Below are 14,286 nucleotides of genomic sequence, written 5' to 3'. Positions count from 1 at the left end.
AAGTCCGTCGTCCGCTGATCGGACCACCCGCCCTCAGGCGGCGATGATCGGAGAAGCGGCGTAGGCCGGCTGACGGACCGGCACACCCTCGAAGGCGGTGCCTTCCTCGAACCAGCTCTTCGGCGCCGGAGCCCCCCACAGCGTCTGGCGTTGCGGATCGCGCAGGTCCCAGCGGATCGGCTCGTGATCGGGATCTATCGTCTGATAGTCCGAGCAGTAGATCTCGATGCGATGGCCGTCAGGGTCTCGGATATAGAGGAAAAAGGCGTTGGAGATGCCGTGGCGACCCGGCCCGCGCTCGATATTGCCGACATAGCCGGTGGTCGCCATCAGATCGAGCAGGTCGATGATGTTGAGCGGCGTCGGCACCCAGAAGGCGACATGGTGCAGGCGCGGGCCGACTCCATGGGTGAAGGCCATGTCGTGCACGCCGCCCTTGCGATGCATCCACGCGGCCCAGAGCCGGGTCCGGTCCTCGTTCTCGGTGTATTCCGTGACCCGGAAGCCGATCTCATTGTAGAACGCGACCGAAGCGTCGACATCGTCCGAGAAGCAGTTGAAATGGTCGATGCGTAGGGGCTTCACGCCCTTGTAGAGCGCGTATTTCTGGTGAACCGACGGCAGCTTGTCCATGCGGAAGTAGAATTCCAGCGGCACGCCAAGCGGGTCGGTGGTTCGCAAGGTTCGCCCTTGATAGGGCTCCTCGACGAACTCCGCCTTCAGGCCCTTGGCGCGGAAGAAGTGCTGGGCCCTGTCGAGATCCTCCTCAGAGAAGACCTTGAAGCCGAGATGGCGGGCGGTGGGCTCGGCCCCCTTCTCCAGCACGATGCAGTGATGGCCACGCTCTTCCATGGCCCGGAAGTAGAGCCGTTCCGGCGTCTCCTGCGTCAGCTGCAGGCCGAGCGTGTCGCCCCAGAACGCCTTGGCGGCGGCGAGATCACGGACCGTCAGCACGACATGGTTCAGCCGCACGACGTGGAAGGGCGGGTTGAGGACGCTGGACGGGACAGGCATGGTTCCTCCTGGAGATCGTTCTTTGCTGTCTTCTTGGCCGCGGCGTCAGGCTCCCAGCCGCGGCACCTGGTGGGTATCGAAGGCCACGGCGACGTTCTTCGTCTCCATGTAGAAGTCGAAGGAATAGTCGCCGCCATCGCGGCCGATGCCTGATGATTTCACCCCGCCGAACGGCGTCGGCAGGTGGCGGACATTCTCCGAGTTGACCCAGATCATCCCGGCATCGAGATCGCGCGCGACGCGATGGGCGCGGCCGACATCGCGGGTCCAGATATAGCCGGCGAGCCCGTACTGGACGTCGTTGGCGATCGCGATCGCATCCGCCTCGTCGTCGAACGGGATCATGGTCAGCACCGGCCCGAAGATCTCCTCCTGGGCGATCCGCATGCCATTGCTGGCACCAAGGTAGAGCGTCGGCTCGACATAATTGCCGGCCCCGTCCAGGGCGCGGCCACCGCCGCAGGCGACACGGGCGCCCTCACCCCGCGCCAGGGCGGGATAGGACAGCACCTTCTCGGCATGGCGCGGATGGATCAGCGGCCCGATCTCGGTCGCCGGGTCTAGCGGATGGCCGACGCGCAGGCGCTTCACGCGCTCGGCGACCTTGGCCGAGAAGGCGTCGTAGATCGAACGCTGGACGAGGGCGCGCGAGGACGAGGTGCAGCGCTCGCCATTGAGCGAGTAAATCATGAACAACACGGCATCGAGGGCGCGGTCGAGATCGGCATCCTCGAATACGATCACCGGGTTCTTGCCGCCGAGCTCGAAATGGACGCGCTTCAGCGTCTCAGCGCCCTGGCGCATGATGTGCTGGCCGGTCGTCGTCTCGCCGACGAAGGCGACCGCCTTGATGTCCGGATGCTCGGTCAGCGCCTTGCCGGCGCTCTCGCCGAGGCCGTGGACGACGTTGACCACGCCCGCCGGAAAGCCGTGCGCGCGGATGGTCTCGTCCATGATCTCGCCGAGCAGCGTGGCGGACAGAGGCGACCATTCCGCCGGCTTGTGGACGACCGTGCAGCCGGCGGCGAGCGCCGGCGCGATCTTCCAGGTCGAGAGCATGAACGGCGTGTTCCAGGGCGTGATGACGCCGACGGGGCCGATCGGCTGGCGCAGCGTGTAGTTGATGTGCCCCTCATCCGGCAGCGACAGGCCGTTGCTGGCCTCCGGCGCCCGGTCGGCATAGAAGCGGAAATTCTCGGCCCCGCGCAGCGCCGCCTTCGACATGAAGCGGATCGCCTGGCCGGTGTCGCTACTCTCGACGAGGGCGATCTCCTCGGCCCGCGCTTCGATCGCATCGGCGATCGCGTGCAGCACGGCGCGGCGCTTGGCACCGGAGGCCTTCTTCCAGGCCGGGAACGCCTCCCGCGCCGCCTTGGCCGCCCGGTCGATCTCGGCCTTGTCGCCGGCGGCGACCACCGACTGGCGCTCGTTCGTGGTCGGGTCGAGCGTATCGAAGGTCGCGCCCGAGGCCGAGAGGACGGCCTCGCCTGCGATCAGATGCGGCACGGTGCCGGTCGTGAAGCGCTCCATCGCCTGGCGCGCCTTGGCGAGGTTCGCGGTCAGCTTCGTATCGGTCGCGGTCATGGCTTCGCCCTCGCTTTCAGGCGTTCGTGCAGATTGTTGGTCTTCAGCGACGCGGTTCCGTCGATCTCGGAGACGTCGAGGCTGAGCGCCAGACCCCGGCGCTGGAAGGTCTCGGCCGTCTCGCGATCGAGTGCCGCCATCAGCACCTCGGCGACGCGCCGGCGGGTCGGGGCGTCGCGCCCCTCGCCGATCCGCACATTCACGGCGATGAATGCGTTTTCGGGGTCGCCGTCAGCGACGAGGTAGAGATCTCGCCGCACCGCGCGGGTTCGCAAGCCCGCCAGCGGAAACACGCCCGTCTCCAGCGCGGCTGCGTGCAGTGCCTCGACCAGCCGCATCGGGCGAACCTCGTCCTCGATATTGGCGGAGTATTCGATGACGATATGGGGCACGCTGCTCCTCCGCATCCAAATTAGATAACATGTTAAATTTATTGTCGCAAGCGCGTTTGGCCCAGACCACCGCCTGGGCTAGGGTGACGCAAATCTCAAACAGGTTTCAAGGTTTGACTGACGATCCGAAGACCACAGCCGCTACGAACCCGGCCGCGACCCGGCTCCGGCTGCGCCATTTCTCGAAATCGCTGCCGATGTCCCTGCTGCGGGCGCGTGAATCGGTGATGCGGCACTTCCGCAAGTCGCTGCGCGAATTCGGCGTGACCGAGCAGCAATGGCGCGTGCTGCGCGCACTGAGCACCATGCCGCAGATGGAGGTGGCGGAGCTCGCGCGGGCGACGTTCCTGCTCGGTCCCAGCCTGTCGCGGATCCTGGCGGATCTCGACCAGCGCAAACTGATCGTCCGGACGGCCGACCCGGCCGATCTGCGCCGCTGGATGATCTCGCTCAACCCCGCCGGTACCGCCCTGATCGACACGGTGACCCCGGTTTCGGAGGCGATCTATCGCGAGATCAGCCAACGCTTCGGCGCGGACAAGCTGGCCGATCTGCAGAGCCTGCTCGCCGAGCTCGAACAGGCCATGGTCGGCATCGGCAGCGACACACCGGATGCGCCTACTGATTGAGCGGACGAACGGTTGGGCTCAACCACGACCGGCAGCCGGCGTCCCCGGGAAGACACCGAGCTTCGCGACATGCTGGCGAACGAGTTCCTCGCCGAAGGTGGTCGGGCGCATGGCAGGCGCACGGTCATGGATCGCGATGCCCGCCCGCGCTCCGAAGATGCGCTTGCCGTAGCAGATCAGGCTCTCCAGCGACTGCATCATGAACACGATCACGGGCAGGATATCACGATAGATGCGCTCTGCCTCGGCCTCGTCGCCAGCGACGAAGCTGTCATAGGCCCTGGTCGTGAAGTCGATGATCTCGGGCGCGAGGATCATGCCGACGCAGCCGGCGCGCAGGTTCTCGATCAGCTCGAGCCCGCCGCGCCCGTTCATCACCGGCAGCCTGCCTTCGGTCGTCTCGATCAGCTGCCGAATCTCGGTCGCCGGCCCCTCGCCCTTCACCAGCCTGATGTTCGGATGCTGCGCGACGAGGCTGCGGATATCCTCGGCCGACAGGCCGCGGCCCATATAGGCCGGCGCGTTCTGGATCGCGACCGGGAGGCTCGTCGCATCCGCGATCCGGCCGAAGAAGCGGATGTATTCAATTGCAGCGAAGCTGCCGACCATTGGCGGCTGCAGGATGACCCAGTCGGCCTTCGCCGCCTCGGCCGCCTTGACCAGTTCGATCTGCTCGCCGACCGAGGTCCCGTAGATGGTGAAGCCGAGCGGCTTGCGTCCGCCGACATCCTCCGAGGCCCACTCCATCACCGTGCGCCGCTCGGGCACCGTCAGCTTGGAGACCTCCGTCGCGAGGCCGAGCGCGGCGATGCCGTGGGCGCCGTGCTCCAGGCAGATCTCGACCTGCCGCCGCATCGCCCCTCGGTCGAGCCGCTCCTGCGCATCGAACAGTGCATAGAGGATCGCATGGATGCCGGTGAATGCTGTGGTCATGACGTCGCCTCCAATGATCAGATGTTAAACATCAGATGAATGCTTGCGCGCAAGCCCTGACCGTGACAGTTTCCTGCCACGGGAGGCGAACAGGGCATGCAGCGCGGCAGCAAGCCAGGAAAGATCGGCGCGATGGTTGCGGCACTCGGGGCTGCGATCGTGCGTGGCGAGATCGCTTCGGGAACCGTGTTGCCGGCTGAACCCGAGCTGGCCGAGCGCTACGGTGTCGGCCGCAGCGTCGTTCGCGAAGCCGTCAAGATCCTCGTCGCCAAGGGCCTGCTCACCGTGCGGCCACGCCACGGCACGCAGGTGCGCCCCCAGCACGACTGGGCATTGCTCGACCGCGAGGTGCTCGGCTGGATGCGCAGCGAGGACGGGCTCGACCGTGCGCTGCTGCTCGCTCTGGAAGAGACGCGCGAGATCATCGAGCCGGAGGCTGCGGCCCTGGCAGCGATCCGCGCCACGCCCGCGGATCTCGCCAGCATTCGCGCGGCGCTGGCCGCTATGGAAGCCGGTCAGGACGATCCGCAAGCCGCCATCGCCGCCGACAAGCGCTTCCATCTCGCGATCCTCGACGCCACCAACAACCCGATCCTGCGCAGCTTCCGCGGCGCGATCGATACGATCCTCAGCACGATGTTCGATTTCACCGTCGACGTCTTCGCCGGCAACCTCGCCAACCATGCCGCGGTCGTCGAGGCGATCGCCGAGGGCGATGCCGAGCGGGCTAACCAGGCGATGCGGCGCGTCCTCGGCTACACGAGCCGCCACATGCTCTCCAACCCTGCTTTGGCGGGTGGAACCAACCCAAACAAAAAAACCGAACCGGGAGAAACGCCATGAAACTCGCAAAACTGCTGCTCGCTGCTGCCGTCGCGGGCGTGTCGCTGCCCGCCTTCGCCGCCTGGCCCGAGCGCCCGGTCACGCTGGTCGTGCCCTGGGCCGCAGGCGGCGGCACCGATGCCGTCGCCCGCATCCTCGCCGCCGGGCTGGAGAAGGAGCTCGGCAAGCCGGTCAATGTCGTCAACCGCACCGGTGGCGGCGGCGTGGTCGGCCACACCGAGATCGTCAATGCCAAGCCGGACGGCTACACGATCGGCCTTGCCACGGCCGAGGTCACGACCTTCTACTGGTCGAACACCGCGCCCTTCACCTATGAGAAGCTCACCCCGATCGCGCTGGTGAACTTCGATTCCGCCGCCTTCAACGTCGCGGCGAACTCGCCCTGGGCCGATCTGCGCGCCGCGCTCGACGACATCAAGAAGCAGCCGGCCGGCAAGTACAAGCTTTCCGGCATGGGCGCGGGAGCGGCCTACCACCTCGCCTTCGCCGGCCTGATGCAGCTCGAAGGCATCGATCCCAAGGCGGTCGTCGTCGTGCCCAGCCAGGGCGCGGCTCCCGGCTTCCAGGAACTGGCCTCGGGCGGCGTCCAGATCGTCCCCTCCTCCCTGCCCGAGGGTAAGCCGATGTTCGATGCCGGCCGCGTCAAGTCGCTGGCGGTGATGTCGAAGGAGAAGATCGGCGCCTTCCCGGCCGTGCCGACGGTCAAGGACGCGATCGGCAAGGACTATGAGGGCGGCACCTGGCGCGGCCTCGCCGCCCCGGCCGGCCTGCCGGCCGATGTGACGGCCCGCCTCGTCGAAGCGACGGAGAAGGTCGCGAACTCCCAGGCCTACAAGTCGTTCCTGGCCGAGCGCGGCTTCGGCTACGCCTTCGCCAAGGGCCCGGCCTTCGGCAGCTTCCTCGCCACGCAGCATAAGAACAACGGCGAGATCATGGGCGCGCTCGGCCTGCGCCTGCGCCAGTAGTCGGCCGCTCTTCGCATGACCAGGGCGCGGCAGCTCCGCCGCGCCCGTTTCCATCGCGCATACCGAGCCCATCATGAAGTTCAACGATCTCTTCGGAGGCCTCGTCTTCCTAGCCTTGTCGGGGCTGGTCGCGACTGCTTCCTGGAGCCTGCCGAACCCGTCGCAGCAGCCGCTCGGCCCCTCGGCCTTCCCGCTGATCCTGTCGGGCCTGTTGGCGCTCTGCGCCGCGATCCTCGCCGTCACCGGCGCCCGCGCGACGGAAGATGGACCGCTGATCGGCCTTGCGGACTGGGCCCGCAGTGGCAGTGCGCTTGCGCGTCTGCTGCTCGTCCCGGCAGCGGTGATCTTCTACATGCTTTTCGCCGAGACGTTCGGCTTCCTGATCTGTGCGCCGCTGATCCTCATCGTCCTTTTCCTGGCCGGTGGCACCAGGCCATTGCACGCAATCGGGCTCTCGCTCGCGGCCGCACTCGTCATCCACTCAATCTTCTATCTGGCCCTCGGCGTGCAATTGCCCTGGGGCCCGCTCGAACCTTTGCGTTGGTAAGCCGCCATGTTCGACGCCTATGTCACAGCGCTGGGGATGGTCCTCGATCCCTATGTGCTCTTCGTCATCACCGCCTCGGCGATCTACGGGCTCGTCGTCGGCTGCATCCCCGGCCTCTCGGCGACGATGGCGACGGCGCTCCTGGTGCCGCTGACCTTCTTCATGCCGCCGGTGCCGGCAATCGCCGCGATCGTCACCACCTCGACCATGGCGATCTTCTCCGGCGATATTCCGGGCTGCCTCTTGCGCATCCCGGGCACGCCGGCCTCGGCCGCCTATGTCGATGATTCCTACCAGATGACGCTGAAGGGCAAGCCGGAGCTCGCGCTCGGCATCGGCTTGTGGTTCTCGGTGCTCGGCGGCCTGTTCGGCACCGCGGTGATGATGGTGGCTTCTCCGGCCATCGCCGATTTCGCGCTCGGCTTCGGCTCGGTCGAGTTCTTCTGGATCGTCATGCTCGGGTTGGGCGGCGCCGTCTTCATCGGCTCCTCAACGCCGCTGAAAGCCTGCATCTCGCTGCTGATCGGCCTGCTGATCGCGATGGTCGGCATGAACAACCCAGCCGGCCAGCCGCGCTTCACCATGGACTCGACCGAGATGCTCGGCGGCGTCTCGCTGATCCCGATGATGGTCGGCATGTTCGCCTGTTCGGAGGTGATGCGGCACATGGTCTCCGACGGCAGCGCCCCACATGCCGTGGTCAAGAAGATCGGGCCGATCTTCGCCAGTATGTGGCGCCTGACCAAGCAGTACCCCTGGCAGTTGATCCGGGGCAGCGCGCTCGGCACGGTCATCGGCATCCAGCCGGGCAGCGGAGCCGACATGGCGGCCTGGATGTCCTATGCGATGAGCAAGCGCTTCTCGAAGGAACCGGAGAAGTTCGGCACCGGCCATCCCGAGGGGCTGATCGAGGCCGGCGCCTCCAACAACTCCTCGCTCGCCGGCGCCTGGATCCCCGCCCTGGTCTTCGGCATCCCCGGCGACTCGATTACCGCCATCGCCATCGGCGTGCTGATGATGAAGAACATGGCGCCGGGGCCGACGATCTTCGTCAACAATCCGCAGAACGTCTATGCGGTCTTCCTGGTCTTCGTCATCGCCAACCTTTTGATGCTGCCGCTCGGCTGGGCGATCATCAAGGTCGCGACGCGCGTGCTCTCGGTGCCGCGGCGCGTATTGATGCCGATCATCCTGCTCTTCGCCATCGTCGGCTCCTACGCGATCAACAATTCGCTGTTCGATGTCGGCGTCATGCTTGCCTTCGGCGTGCTGGCCTTCGTGCTCGAGGAGAACGACTTCCCGGTCGCGCCGGTGATCCTCGGCGTCGTGCTCGGGCCGCTGCTGGAGGAGTATTTCATCAACTCAATGATCAAGTCCGACGGCAGGCTGATCGGCTTGGTCGACCGACCGATCGCCGCGGTCCTCGCTGCAATCACGATCGGCATCATCGGCTGGACGATCATCGCCTCGCTGCGGAGTGGCAAGCCGAGCAAGCAACCCGCGCAAGGCTGAAGCAGCGCGGGTCGGCGCCGCTCAGCCTACCTCTCACCTGGCGGCTGTGAGATAGGCCCACATCCGCTCCAGAATGGCGCCGGACCAGGTCGCGCGCTGCGCGGCCTCGGCCTCGCCGAAGACCACGCCGGTCTCGGCAATGCCGGCCGCCCGGGCCTCGAACTCGACGCGCGCCGCGTCCTCGAGATACCAGGTCAGCACGACGGCTTCTTCCAGGCTCGTGCCCGCCGTCACCGCACCGTTGCCGCGCATCACGATGGCGCGGGCCGGGCCCATCTGCTCGGCGAGGGCGGCGGCCTGTTGATCATCCCGCAGCAATTGCGGATCGTCCCAGAGCGGCGGGCGTGGCGCAAAATAGCTGCCGAAGCCATGCCGCGGCTGCGGCGTGATCCGGGCGGTGCCGAGCGTCATGACCCGTTGCGGCATCGAGCGCACGACGCCGCCGATTTCGGGCCGCCGGCGATAGATCTCGCGATGAATGCGAACCTCGCCAAGCACGCCGTCCGGCAACGGCCCGTCGATAGGAACGACGCTGCAAGCATCCTGATCCGCGACGAGCCCGGGCGGCTTTGCCGGCGAGACCAGGAAATGCCCCTCGTCGAGGCGCATGCTGCAATGGCCATAGGCATGGACGAGGCCATGGCGCGCCAGCGCGCGCCCGGCCTTCCGGACCAGATCCTCCTGAGCGACGCTCGGCCGCGGCGATGTCGCGCTCACTTGTTGAATTCGGCGATATTGGGCTTCGCGCCCCATTTGCAGAAGCCCTTCGGCTCGAACATGAACTGGCGCTCGCGCCAGAGCAGTTCGTCGGCGATCTCGCGCACGCCGCTGGAGTACTCGAAAACCATGCCGTCCGGCCCCTCGAAATAGAGGAACTTGGCCGAGGAGGTCGGGTGCCGGCCCGGGCCGAAGACCATGCGCACCTGCCGGTCCTTCAGGAACTGGTGCGAGCGCATGATGTCGTCGCCGGTCTCGACCTGATGGTTGATGTGCTGGATGCCGGGCTTGGGCGAGGGAAACAGCGCAATGGTGTGATGCACCTCATCGATGCGCAGCAGCGGCGCGTCGCCGATCCGGTCGCTGACCTGGGCGTTCGTCACCTTGGTCCAGAACGCTTCGTCGCGGGCGAGATCGCTGGAGCAGATTCCGACATGGCTGAAGCCCGTGATGCCGGCATCGCGCGCGCCGTGATAGCGCCGCCCGCTATAGCCCGGTCGCCAGGCGAGCTCGATCGGATTGCCGGTCGGATCGCGGAAGGCGATGAAATCGTGGACCTTGCGCAGCGCCGCCTCCGATGCGGTCCCGCGCCGGACCGGATGGCCGAGCGCCTCGAGCTGCACCGCGGCCTCGTCGAGATGGAACTGCTCCTCCACCTCGAAACACACGACCTGGTCGCCCGGGTCGCCCTCGAAATAGCAGAGCGTGTGCTCGCGCTCGTCCGACTTGAAATAGACCGAGCCCTTGGCGCGCTCAGCAACATCGAGGCCGAGATATTCGGTGGCGAAATGGGTCGCGCCCTCGAGATCGCGGGTCCCGAGCCGGACATAGGAGACATCGGCAAGCTTGATCATGGGTCGCTCCTCGCTGCCGGTTCAAAGCCGGCGAAGACGCTTCACTGATATTCGGGAAGCTGGGTGTCGCTGCCCCAGGCGCAGAAGGATTCGCGCTTGCGCGGGAATTGCCGGGCCCGGCGCGGCGCAGCGAGCCGCTCGCCCTCGGCGACATAGGAGAAGTTGACGCCGTCAGGACCGGCAAAGCTCAGGAAGAGCTGCTGCGAGGCCGTGCGCCGGCCGGGGCCGTCGACGATGCGAGCCTGGGCGCCGCGCAGGTGATAGGCGTTCTGCATGACGAGATCGACGTCCTCGACGCCGAACTCGATGGCGAGGATGCCCTTCTCCTGCGAGGGGTGCACGGCGATGCGATGATGCGCCTCGTCGAAGCGGATATAGGCAGCCTCGCCGACCCAATCGCTGACCTTGCCGCCGAGGAGTTTCGTCCAGACCTGCTGGTCGGAAGCGTCCGGCGTACCACGCAGTGCGATCGCTTCCAGCCCGGTGATGCCGGCATCGCGCGGGCCGTGATAGCGCCAGCCGGATTCGAGCGGCCTGACCACGAGCTCGATATCGTAGCCGGCGGCCATGGGGAACGAGACGAACTGCCGGACTTTTCTGAGGGCGCAGGCCTCGGTATCGCCGCGCGTGGTGGCGATGCCGGCGCCCTGCAGCACCCGCTCGGCATGGGCCAGCGCATCGGGATCGCGCACCTCGAAGCCGATCGCCTGGCCGGTGTCGAGCCCGTCGACATAGACCAGCGTGTGGTCGCGATAATCGGAGCGGAAATAGGCGGCGCTCTCGGTCCGGTCGACCAGTTGCAGGCCGAGGATGCGGGAGGCGAAATCGGCCGCGCCCTTCAGGTCGGCGGTACCGAGCCGGACATAGCGCAATTGCTCGATGGTGATCGCGTCGCTCATAGCCCGAGATGCTCTTTCTGAAGATCCTTGTCGGCCATCAACCTGTCGGAGGCCCCGTCGAAGACGACGCGGCCATGGTCGAGGACCAGCGCCCGTTCGGCCAGCTTCAGCGCCATGGCGAGGTTCTGCTCGGCGATCAGCAGGGTGTAGCCTTCACCGCGCAAACGCCCGACCGTGCCGATGATGACCTCTTCGATGGCGCGAGGCGAGAGGCCCTCACTCGGCTCGTCGAGGACGATCAAGTCGGCCTGCGTCAGCAGGGCTCGTGCGATCGCGAGCAATTGCCGCTCGCCGCCGCTGAGCGCGCCGCTGGAGAAGGAGCGGCGCTCGGCGAGGCGCGGAAAGTCCTCGTAGATGCGCTCCTTGACCCAGCGCCGGTTCGGCTGCTTGCGCGACCACAGCGCCGCCATGGTCAGGTTCTCGTCGACGGTGAGGTTGGCGTAGACGCCGCGGCCCTGCGGCACCAGGGCGACGCCGAGCCGGGCGACGCGGTGTCCAGGCCAGCCAGTGACTTCCCGGCCCTTGATCGCGATCCGGCCAGTGACCTGCGGCTCCAGCCCGAACAGGGCCGAGCAGAGCGTGCTCTTGCCGGCGCCGTTGCGGCCAAGCAGCGCCACCGCCTCGCCTCGCTCCAGCGAGAAGTCGACGCCGTGCAGGACGCGCACGCCGTCATAGCCGGCATCGAGCCCGGCGACTTCGAGATAGATGGCGGCAGCCGGTTGTTGCTGTGCTTGCGCGGACATCATGCGGCCTCCCCGAGCGACGCACCGAGATAGGCGGCCTGCGCGCCCTCATGCGCCTTGATCGCGTCCGGCGTGTCGCAGGCGATCAACCGGCCGAGATCGAGCACGGCGACGCGATCGCAGACACCGAAGACGATATCGAGATCATGGGCGATCAGGATGGTCGAAAGGTCCTCGCCGAGCGTGCGCACCACCTCGATCAGATGCTCGCCCTCGGCGCGCGACAGGCCGGCGGTCGGCTCGTCGAGTAGCAGAACGCGCGGACGCATCGCCAGCGAGACCAGGACGTCGACGATGCGCTGCTCGCCATAGGAGAGGCCCGCGACCGGCAATTCGGCCCGCTCGCGCAATTGGGCGCGTGTCAGCAATTCATCAGCCGCCTCGTCCGCTGCCGAAACGGCCTTGCGGCTGCCGAACCAGCCATAACCTTCGCCATTCCGCGAGCGCGCGGCCAAAGCCAGGTTCTCGCGGACGCTCAGCTCCGGGAAGGCCATACTCTTCTGGAAGGTGCGGACCAGCCCGGCACGGACCCTGACATCGGGCCTCGCCCTGGTGATGTCCTCGCCGGCAAAGGCGATGCGGCCCTGGTCGGGGGTGAGGAAGCCGGTGACGATGTTGAACAGCGTCGTCTTGCCAGCGCCGTTCGGGCCGATCAAGCCGAGGCATTCGCCCTGGCCGAGCGTGACCGAGACATCGCTCAGCACCTTCAGCCCGCCGAAGGATTTGGCGACACCCTCGATCGCGAGAGCGGGAGCTGCGTTCGCGCTCATGAGCGGCCCTCCGCATCCTTCCGCCGTCCGAAGGCGGCTTTCAGCCCGGCGACGACACCCTTCGGCATGATCATAACGGTCAGCACGAAGACGAGCCCGACGACCAGCTGCCAGCGATCTGTGTAGGACGAGACATAGGTCTGGATGCCCAGATAGATCGCCGAACCGATGAAGGCGCCATAGAGCGAGCCGACGCCGCCGATCACCAGCATGATGATCATCATCGCCGACATCGTCCAATGCACGGCGTTGGGGCCGACATACTGGTTGACGAAGGGATAGAGCGCGCCGGCGGCGCCGGCGATGCCGCCGGAGGCGACGAGCGCCATCAGGCGGATGCGCGGGATCGAATAGCCGAGCGCACTCATCCGGAGCTGCCGCTCGCGCGTGCCGAGCAGAGCGCGGCCGATCGGCGCCGTGAAGAAGGAGCGGGCGGCAAGATAAGCGGCGAGTGCCAGCACGACCGAGGCGAGATAGAGCGCGACGCCGTTGTTGAGCGGGATCGTCGCAAAGCCGGTGTGCAGCGTCAGCACCGGAAAACCGCGCAGGCCGTCGGCGCCGCCAGTAACCTCGCGCCAGTGGAACACCACCTCCCAGACGATCTGTCCGACGATCAGGCTGAGGATCAGGAAGAACAGCGCGATGGTGCGCATCACCACGACCCCCATCAGCAGCGCCGCCGCCATGCCGGTGGCGATGCCGACCGCGAGCATCACGACGATGTCGGCGCCCAGCGTCTGCGCGGCGATCGCAGCGGCATAGGCCGCGCCGCCGAAGAAGACGGCATGGCCGAGCGAGACCAGCCCGCCGAAGCCGACCAGCAGATCGAGGCTGAGTACGGCCGTGCCGATGATCAGGATCTCGGCGAGGAAGCGCAGCTGATAGTCACCGGCGAACAGCAGGGGAGTGGCGGCGGCAAGCGCGAGCAGCGCAAGCTTCGCAGTCACCAGCAGGCTGCGCCGCTGGCTGGCAGGGCGCGCCTCCACGCGACCGGTCCCGTCGGCGATCGAGCTCATACCTGCCTCACCTTCCTGGCGACCAAGCCTTCAGGCAGCGCGACCAGTAGCGCCGCCATGATGGCTAGGGCGACGACATTGGAGAATTCCGGAACCCAGACCTTGGAGAAGGTCATGGCGAAGCCGAGCAAGAGCGCGCTCAGCACCGTGCCGCGGAAGGTGCCGAGCCCGCCGGCGACGACGACGATCAGCGCCAGGATCAGCACCTCCTCGTCGAGGCCGGGATAGGCCGAGAGGATGCCGGCGCCGAGCGCGCCGGAGATACCGCCGAGACCGGCCGAGATCACCAGCACCGCCGTGAAGATCCGGCGCGTGTCGAGGCCGAGCGTCTCGACGAAGCCGCGATCGGTGACGCAGGCCCGCACCACCGCGCCCCAGATGGTGCGGTCGATCACGAACCAGAGCGCGAAGGCGAGCGCAGCGCCGAAGCCGATGATGAAGAGCCGATAGATCGGGAATGGCATGTCCATGATGAAGACGACGCCGCGCAGCGCTTCCGGGATCTCCGCCGACAGGATCTGTGCGCCAAAACCCCAGCGCATCAGGTCGGCGAAGATAACCGAGAGCCCATAAGTCAGCAGCACCTGCATCAGATGGGTGCGCGCGTAGAACTGCCGAAACGGGAAGCGCTCGAGCAGGAAACCGGCAAGGCCGGCCGCCACGAAGGCGACCGGGAAGGCGAGCCACCAGGGCGCGCCCGAGGCCAGCCAGTAGACGCCGACATAGGCACCGAGCAGGAAGAAGGAGCCGTGGGTCAGATTGACGAAATTCATCAGGTTGAGCACCACCGACAGGCCGAGCCCGGTCAGCAGCAACAGCATTGAGAACGACAGCGCGTTCAGGCTCTGGACGGCGTAGAAGCCCACGG

General features: G+C 66.8%; 16 protein-coding genes. 5 read left to right on the top strand and 11 right to left on the bottom strand.

All coding sequences use genetic code 11. From position 1 onward, the window contains the following. Positions 1 to 33: 33 nt before the first annotated feature. The 3 genes from hpaD to BLM15_RS28465 are packed head-to-tail and all read right to left on the bottom strand — an operon-like array spanning position 34 to position 2,990. Complete coding sequence (gene hpaD, locus BLM15_RS28475) at positions 34 to 1,014, bottom strand: 3,4-dihydroxyphenylacetate 2,3-dioxygenase (protein WP_126115905.1); 981 nt, start codon at positions 1,012 to 1,014, stop codon at positions 34 to 36. A gap of 45 nt (positions 1,015 to 1,059) precedes the next feature. Next, on the bottom strand, positions 1,060 to 2,598 hold the full coding sequence (gene hpaE, locus BLM15_RS28470) for a 5-carboxymethyl-2-hydroxymuconate semialdehyde dehydrogenase (RefSeq protein WP_126115904.1): 1,539 nt from the start codon (positions 2,596 to 2,598) through the stop codon (positions 1,060 to 1,062). After that, entirely contained in the window at positions 2,595 to 2,990 is a 396-nt protein-coding gene (locus BLM15_RS28465; protein ID WP_164547676.1) for a 5-carboxymethyl-2-hydroxymuconate Delta-isomerase, read from the bottom strand. Before BLM15_RS28465 ends, hpaE begins: the two co-directional genes overlap by 4 nt. A gap of 113 nt (positions 2,991 to 3,103) precedes the next feature. On the opposite strand from BLM15_RS28465, the gene hpaR reads away from it, so the two are divergent. Further along, entirely contained in the window at positions 3,104 to 3,619 is a 516-nt protein-coding gene (hpaR, locus tag BLM15_RS28460) for a homoprotocatechuate degradation operon regulator HpaR (protein ID WP_442859408.1), read from the top strand. Between the two features lie 18 nt (positions 3,620 to 3,637). Here the strand turns inward: hpaR and BLM15_RS28455 are convergent, their stop codons facing one another. Then, a complete protein-coding gene (locus BLM15_RS28455; RefSeq protein ID WP_126115901.1) occupies positions 3,638 to 4,552 on the bottom strand; it encodes a dihydrodipicolinate synthase family protein in 915 nt (304 codons plus the stop codon). Positions 4,553 to 4,648: 96 nt separating this feature from the next. Between BLM15_RS28455 and BLM15_RS28450 the strand changes: the two genes are divergently transcribed. From BLM15_RS28450 to BLM15_RS28435, 4 genes are all read left to right on the top strand, one after another. Continuing rightward, positions 4,649 to 5,395: a FadR/GntR family transcriptional regulator gene (locus tag BLM15_RS28450; RefSeq protein WP_126115900.1), complete on the top strand. Its 747-nt coding sequence runs from the start codon at positions 4,649 to 4,651 to the stop codon at positions 5,393 to 5,395. Then, entirely contained in the window at positions 5,392 to 6,360 is a 969-nt protein-coding gene (locus BLM15_RS28445; RefSeq protein ID WP_126115899.1) for a tripartite tricarboxylate transporter substrate binding protein, read from the top strand. Before BLM15_RS28450 ends, BLM15_RS28445 begins: the two co-directional genes overlap by 4 nt. A 73-nt stretch (positions 6,361 to 6,433) precedes the next feature. After that, positions 6,434 to 6,907, top strand: coding sequence for a tripartite tricarboxylate transporter TctB family protein (locus BLM15_RS28440; protein ID WP_126115898.1), 474 nt, complete (start codon positions 6,434 to 6,436; stop codon positions 6,905 to 6,907). 6 nt (positions 6,908 to 6,913) lie between these two features. Next, the gene (locus BLM15_RS28435; protein WP_126115897.1) at positions 6,914 to 8,419 is read left to right on the top strand and encodes a tripartite tricarboxylate transporter permease; all 1,506 of its coding nucleotides are present in this window, start codon (positions 6,914 to 6,916) and stop codon (positions 8,417 to 8,419) included. A 33-nt stretch (positions 8,420 to 8,452) separates the two neighbouring features. Here the strand turns inward: BLM15_RS28435 and BLM15_RS28430 are convergent, their stop codons facing one another. The 7 genes from BLM15_RS28430 to BLM15_RS28400 are packed head-to-tail and all read right to left on the bottom strand — an operon-like array spanning position 8,453 to position 14,284. Then, positions 8,453 to 9,136, bottom strand: a complete 684-nt coding sequence (locus BLM15_RS28430; RefSeq protein ID WP_236846459.1) for a class II aldolase/adducin family protein — start codon at positions 9,134 to 9,136, stop codon at positions 8,453 to 8,455. Beyond that, on the bottom strand, positions 9,133 to 9,990 hold the full coding sequence (locus BLM15_RS28425) for a VOC family protein (protein ID WP_126115895.1): 858 nt from the start codon (positions 9,988 to 9,990) through the stop codon (positions 9,133 to 9,135). Before BLM15_RS28425 ends, BLM15_RS28430 begins: the two co-directional genes overlap by 4 nt. A gap of 41 nt (positions 9,991 to 10,031) precedes the next feature. After that, positions 10,032 to 10,889: a VOC family protein gene (locus BLM15_RS28420; RefSeq protein ID WP_126115894.1), complete on the bottom strand. Its 858-nt coding sequence runs from the start codon at positions 10,887 to 10,889 to the stop codon at positions 10,032 to 10,034. After that, on the bottom strand, positions 10,886 to 11,632 hold the full coding sequence (locus tag BLM15_RS28415; protein ID WP_126115893.1) for an ABC transporter ATP-binding protein: 747 nt from the start codon (positions 11,630 to 11,632) through the stop codon (positions 10,886 to 10,888). Before BLM15_RS28415 ends, BLM15_RS28420 begins: the two co-directional genes overlap by 4 nt. Next, the gene (locus BLM15_RS28410) at positions 11,632 to 12,402 is read right to left on the bottom strand and encodes an ABC transporter ATP-binding protein (protein ID WP_126115892.1); all 771 of its coding nucleotides are present in this window, start codon (positions 12,400 to 12,402) and stop codon (positions 11,632 to 11,634) included. Before BLM15_RS28410 ends, BLM15_RS28415 begins: the two co-directional genes overlap by 1 nt. Beyond that, a complete protein-coding gene (locus tag BLM15_RS28405) occupies positions 12,399 to 13,418 on the bottom strand; it encodes a branched-chain amino acid ABC transporter permease (protein WP_126115891.1) in 1,020 nt (339 codons plus the stop codon). Before BLM15_RS28405 ends, BLM15_RS28410 begins: the two co-directional genes overlap by 4 nt. Beyond that, positions 13,415 to 14,284 (bottom strand): branched-chain amino acid ABC transporter permease, encoded by an 870-nt coding sequence (locus BLM15_RS28400; RefSeq protein ID WP_126115890.1) that lies wholly within the window; start codon positions 14,282 to 14,284, stop codon positions 13,415 to 13,417. Before BLM15_RS28400 ends, BLM15_RS28405 begins: the two co-directional genes overlap by 4 nt. Positions 14,285 to 14,286: the final 2 nt, after the last annotated feature.

This window comes from Bosea sp. Tri-49 (genome assembly GCF_003952665.1).
Classification (GTDB): domain Bacteria; phylum Pseudomonadota; class Alphaproteobacteria; order Rhizobiales; family Beijerinckiaceae; genus Allobosea.
This window is presented reverse-complemented; position numbering and strand designations above follow the sequence as displayed.

Excerpts from the sequence above, each read along its gene's own strand:
- BLM15_RS28410 (WP_126115892.1), bottom strand. The coding sequence starts at position 12,402 with ATGAGCGCGAACGCAGCTCCCGCTCTCGCGATCGAGGGTGTCGCCAAA.
- BLM15_RS28450 (WP_126115900.1), top strand. The coding sequence starts at position 4,649 with ATGCAGCGCGGCAGCAAGCCAGGAAAGATCGGCGCGATGGTTGCGGCA.
- hpaD (WP_126115905.1), bottom strand. The coding sequence starts at position 1,014 with ATGCCTGTCCCGTCCAGCGTCCTCAACCCGCCCTTCCACGTCGTGCGG.
- hpaE (WP_126115904.1), bottom strand. The coding sequence starts at position 2,598 with ATGACCGCGACCGATACGAAGCTGACCGCGAACCTCGCCAAGGCGCGC.
- BLM15_RS28415 (WP_126115893.1), bottom strand. The coding sequence starts at position 11,632 with ATGTCCGCGCAAGCACAGCAACAACCGGCTGCCGCCATCTATCTCGAA.
- BLM15_RS28445 (WP_126115899.1), top strand. The coding sequence starts at position 5,392 with ATGAAACTCGCAAAACTGCTGCTCGCTGCTGCCGTCGCGGGCGTGTCG.
- BLM15_RS28420 (WP_126115894.1), bottom strand. The coding sequence starts at position 10,889 with ATGAGCGACGCGATCACCATCGAGCAATTGCGCTATGTCCGGCTCGGT.
- BLM15_RS28455 (WP_126115901.1), bottom strand. The coding sequence starts at position 4,552 with ATGACCACAGCATTCACCGGCATCCATGCGATCCTCTATGCACTGTTC.
- BLM15_RS28440 (WP_126115898.1), top strand. The coding sequence starts at position 6,434 with ATGAAGTTCAACGATCTCTTCGGAGGCCTCGTCTTCCTAGCCTTGTCG.
- BLM15_RS28435 (WP_126115897.1), top strand. The coding sequence starts at position 6,914 with ATGTTCGACGCCTATGTCACAGCGCTGGGGATGGTCCTCGATCCCTAT.
- BLM15_RS28405 (WP_126115891.1), bottom strand. The coding sequence starts at position 13,418 with ATGAGCTCGATCGCCGACGGGACCGGTCGCGTGGAGGCGCGCCCTGCC.
- BLM15_RS28425 (WP_126115895.1), bottom strand. The coding sequence starts at position 9,990 with ATGATCAAGCTTGCCGATGTCTCCTATGTCCGGCTCGGGACCCGCGAT.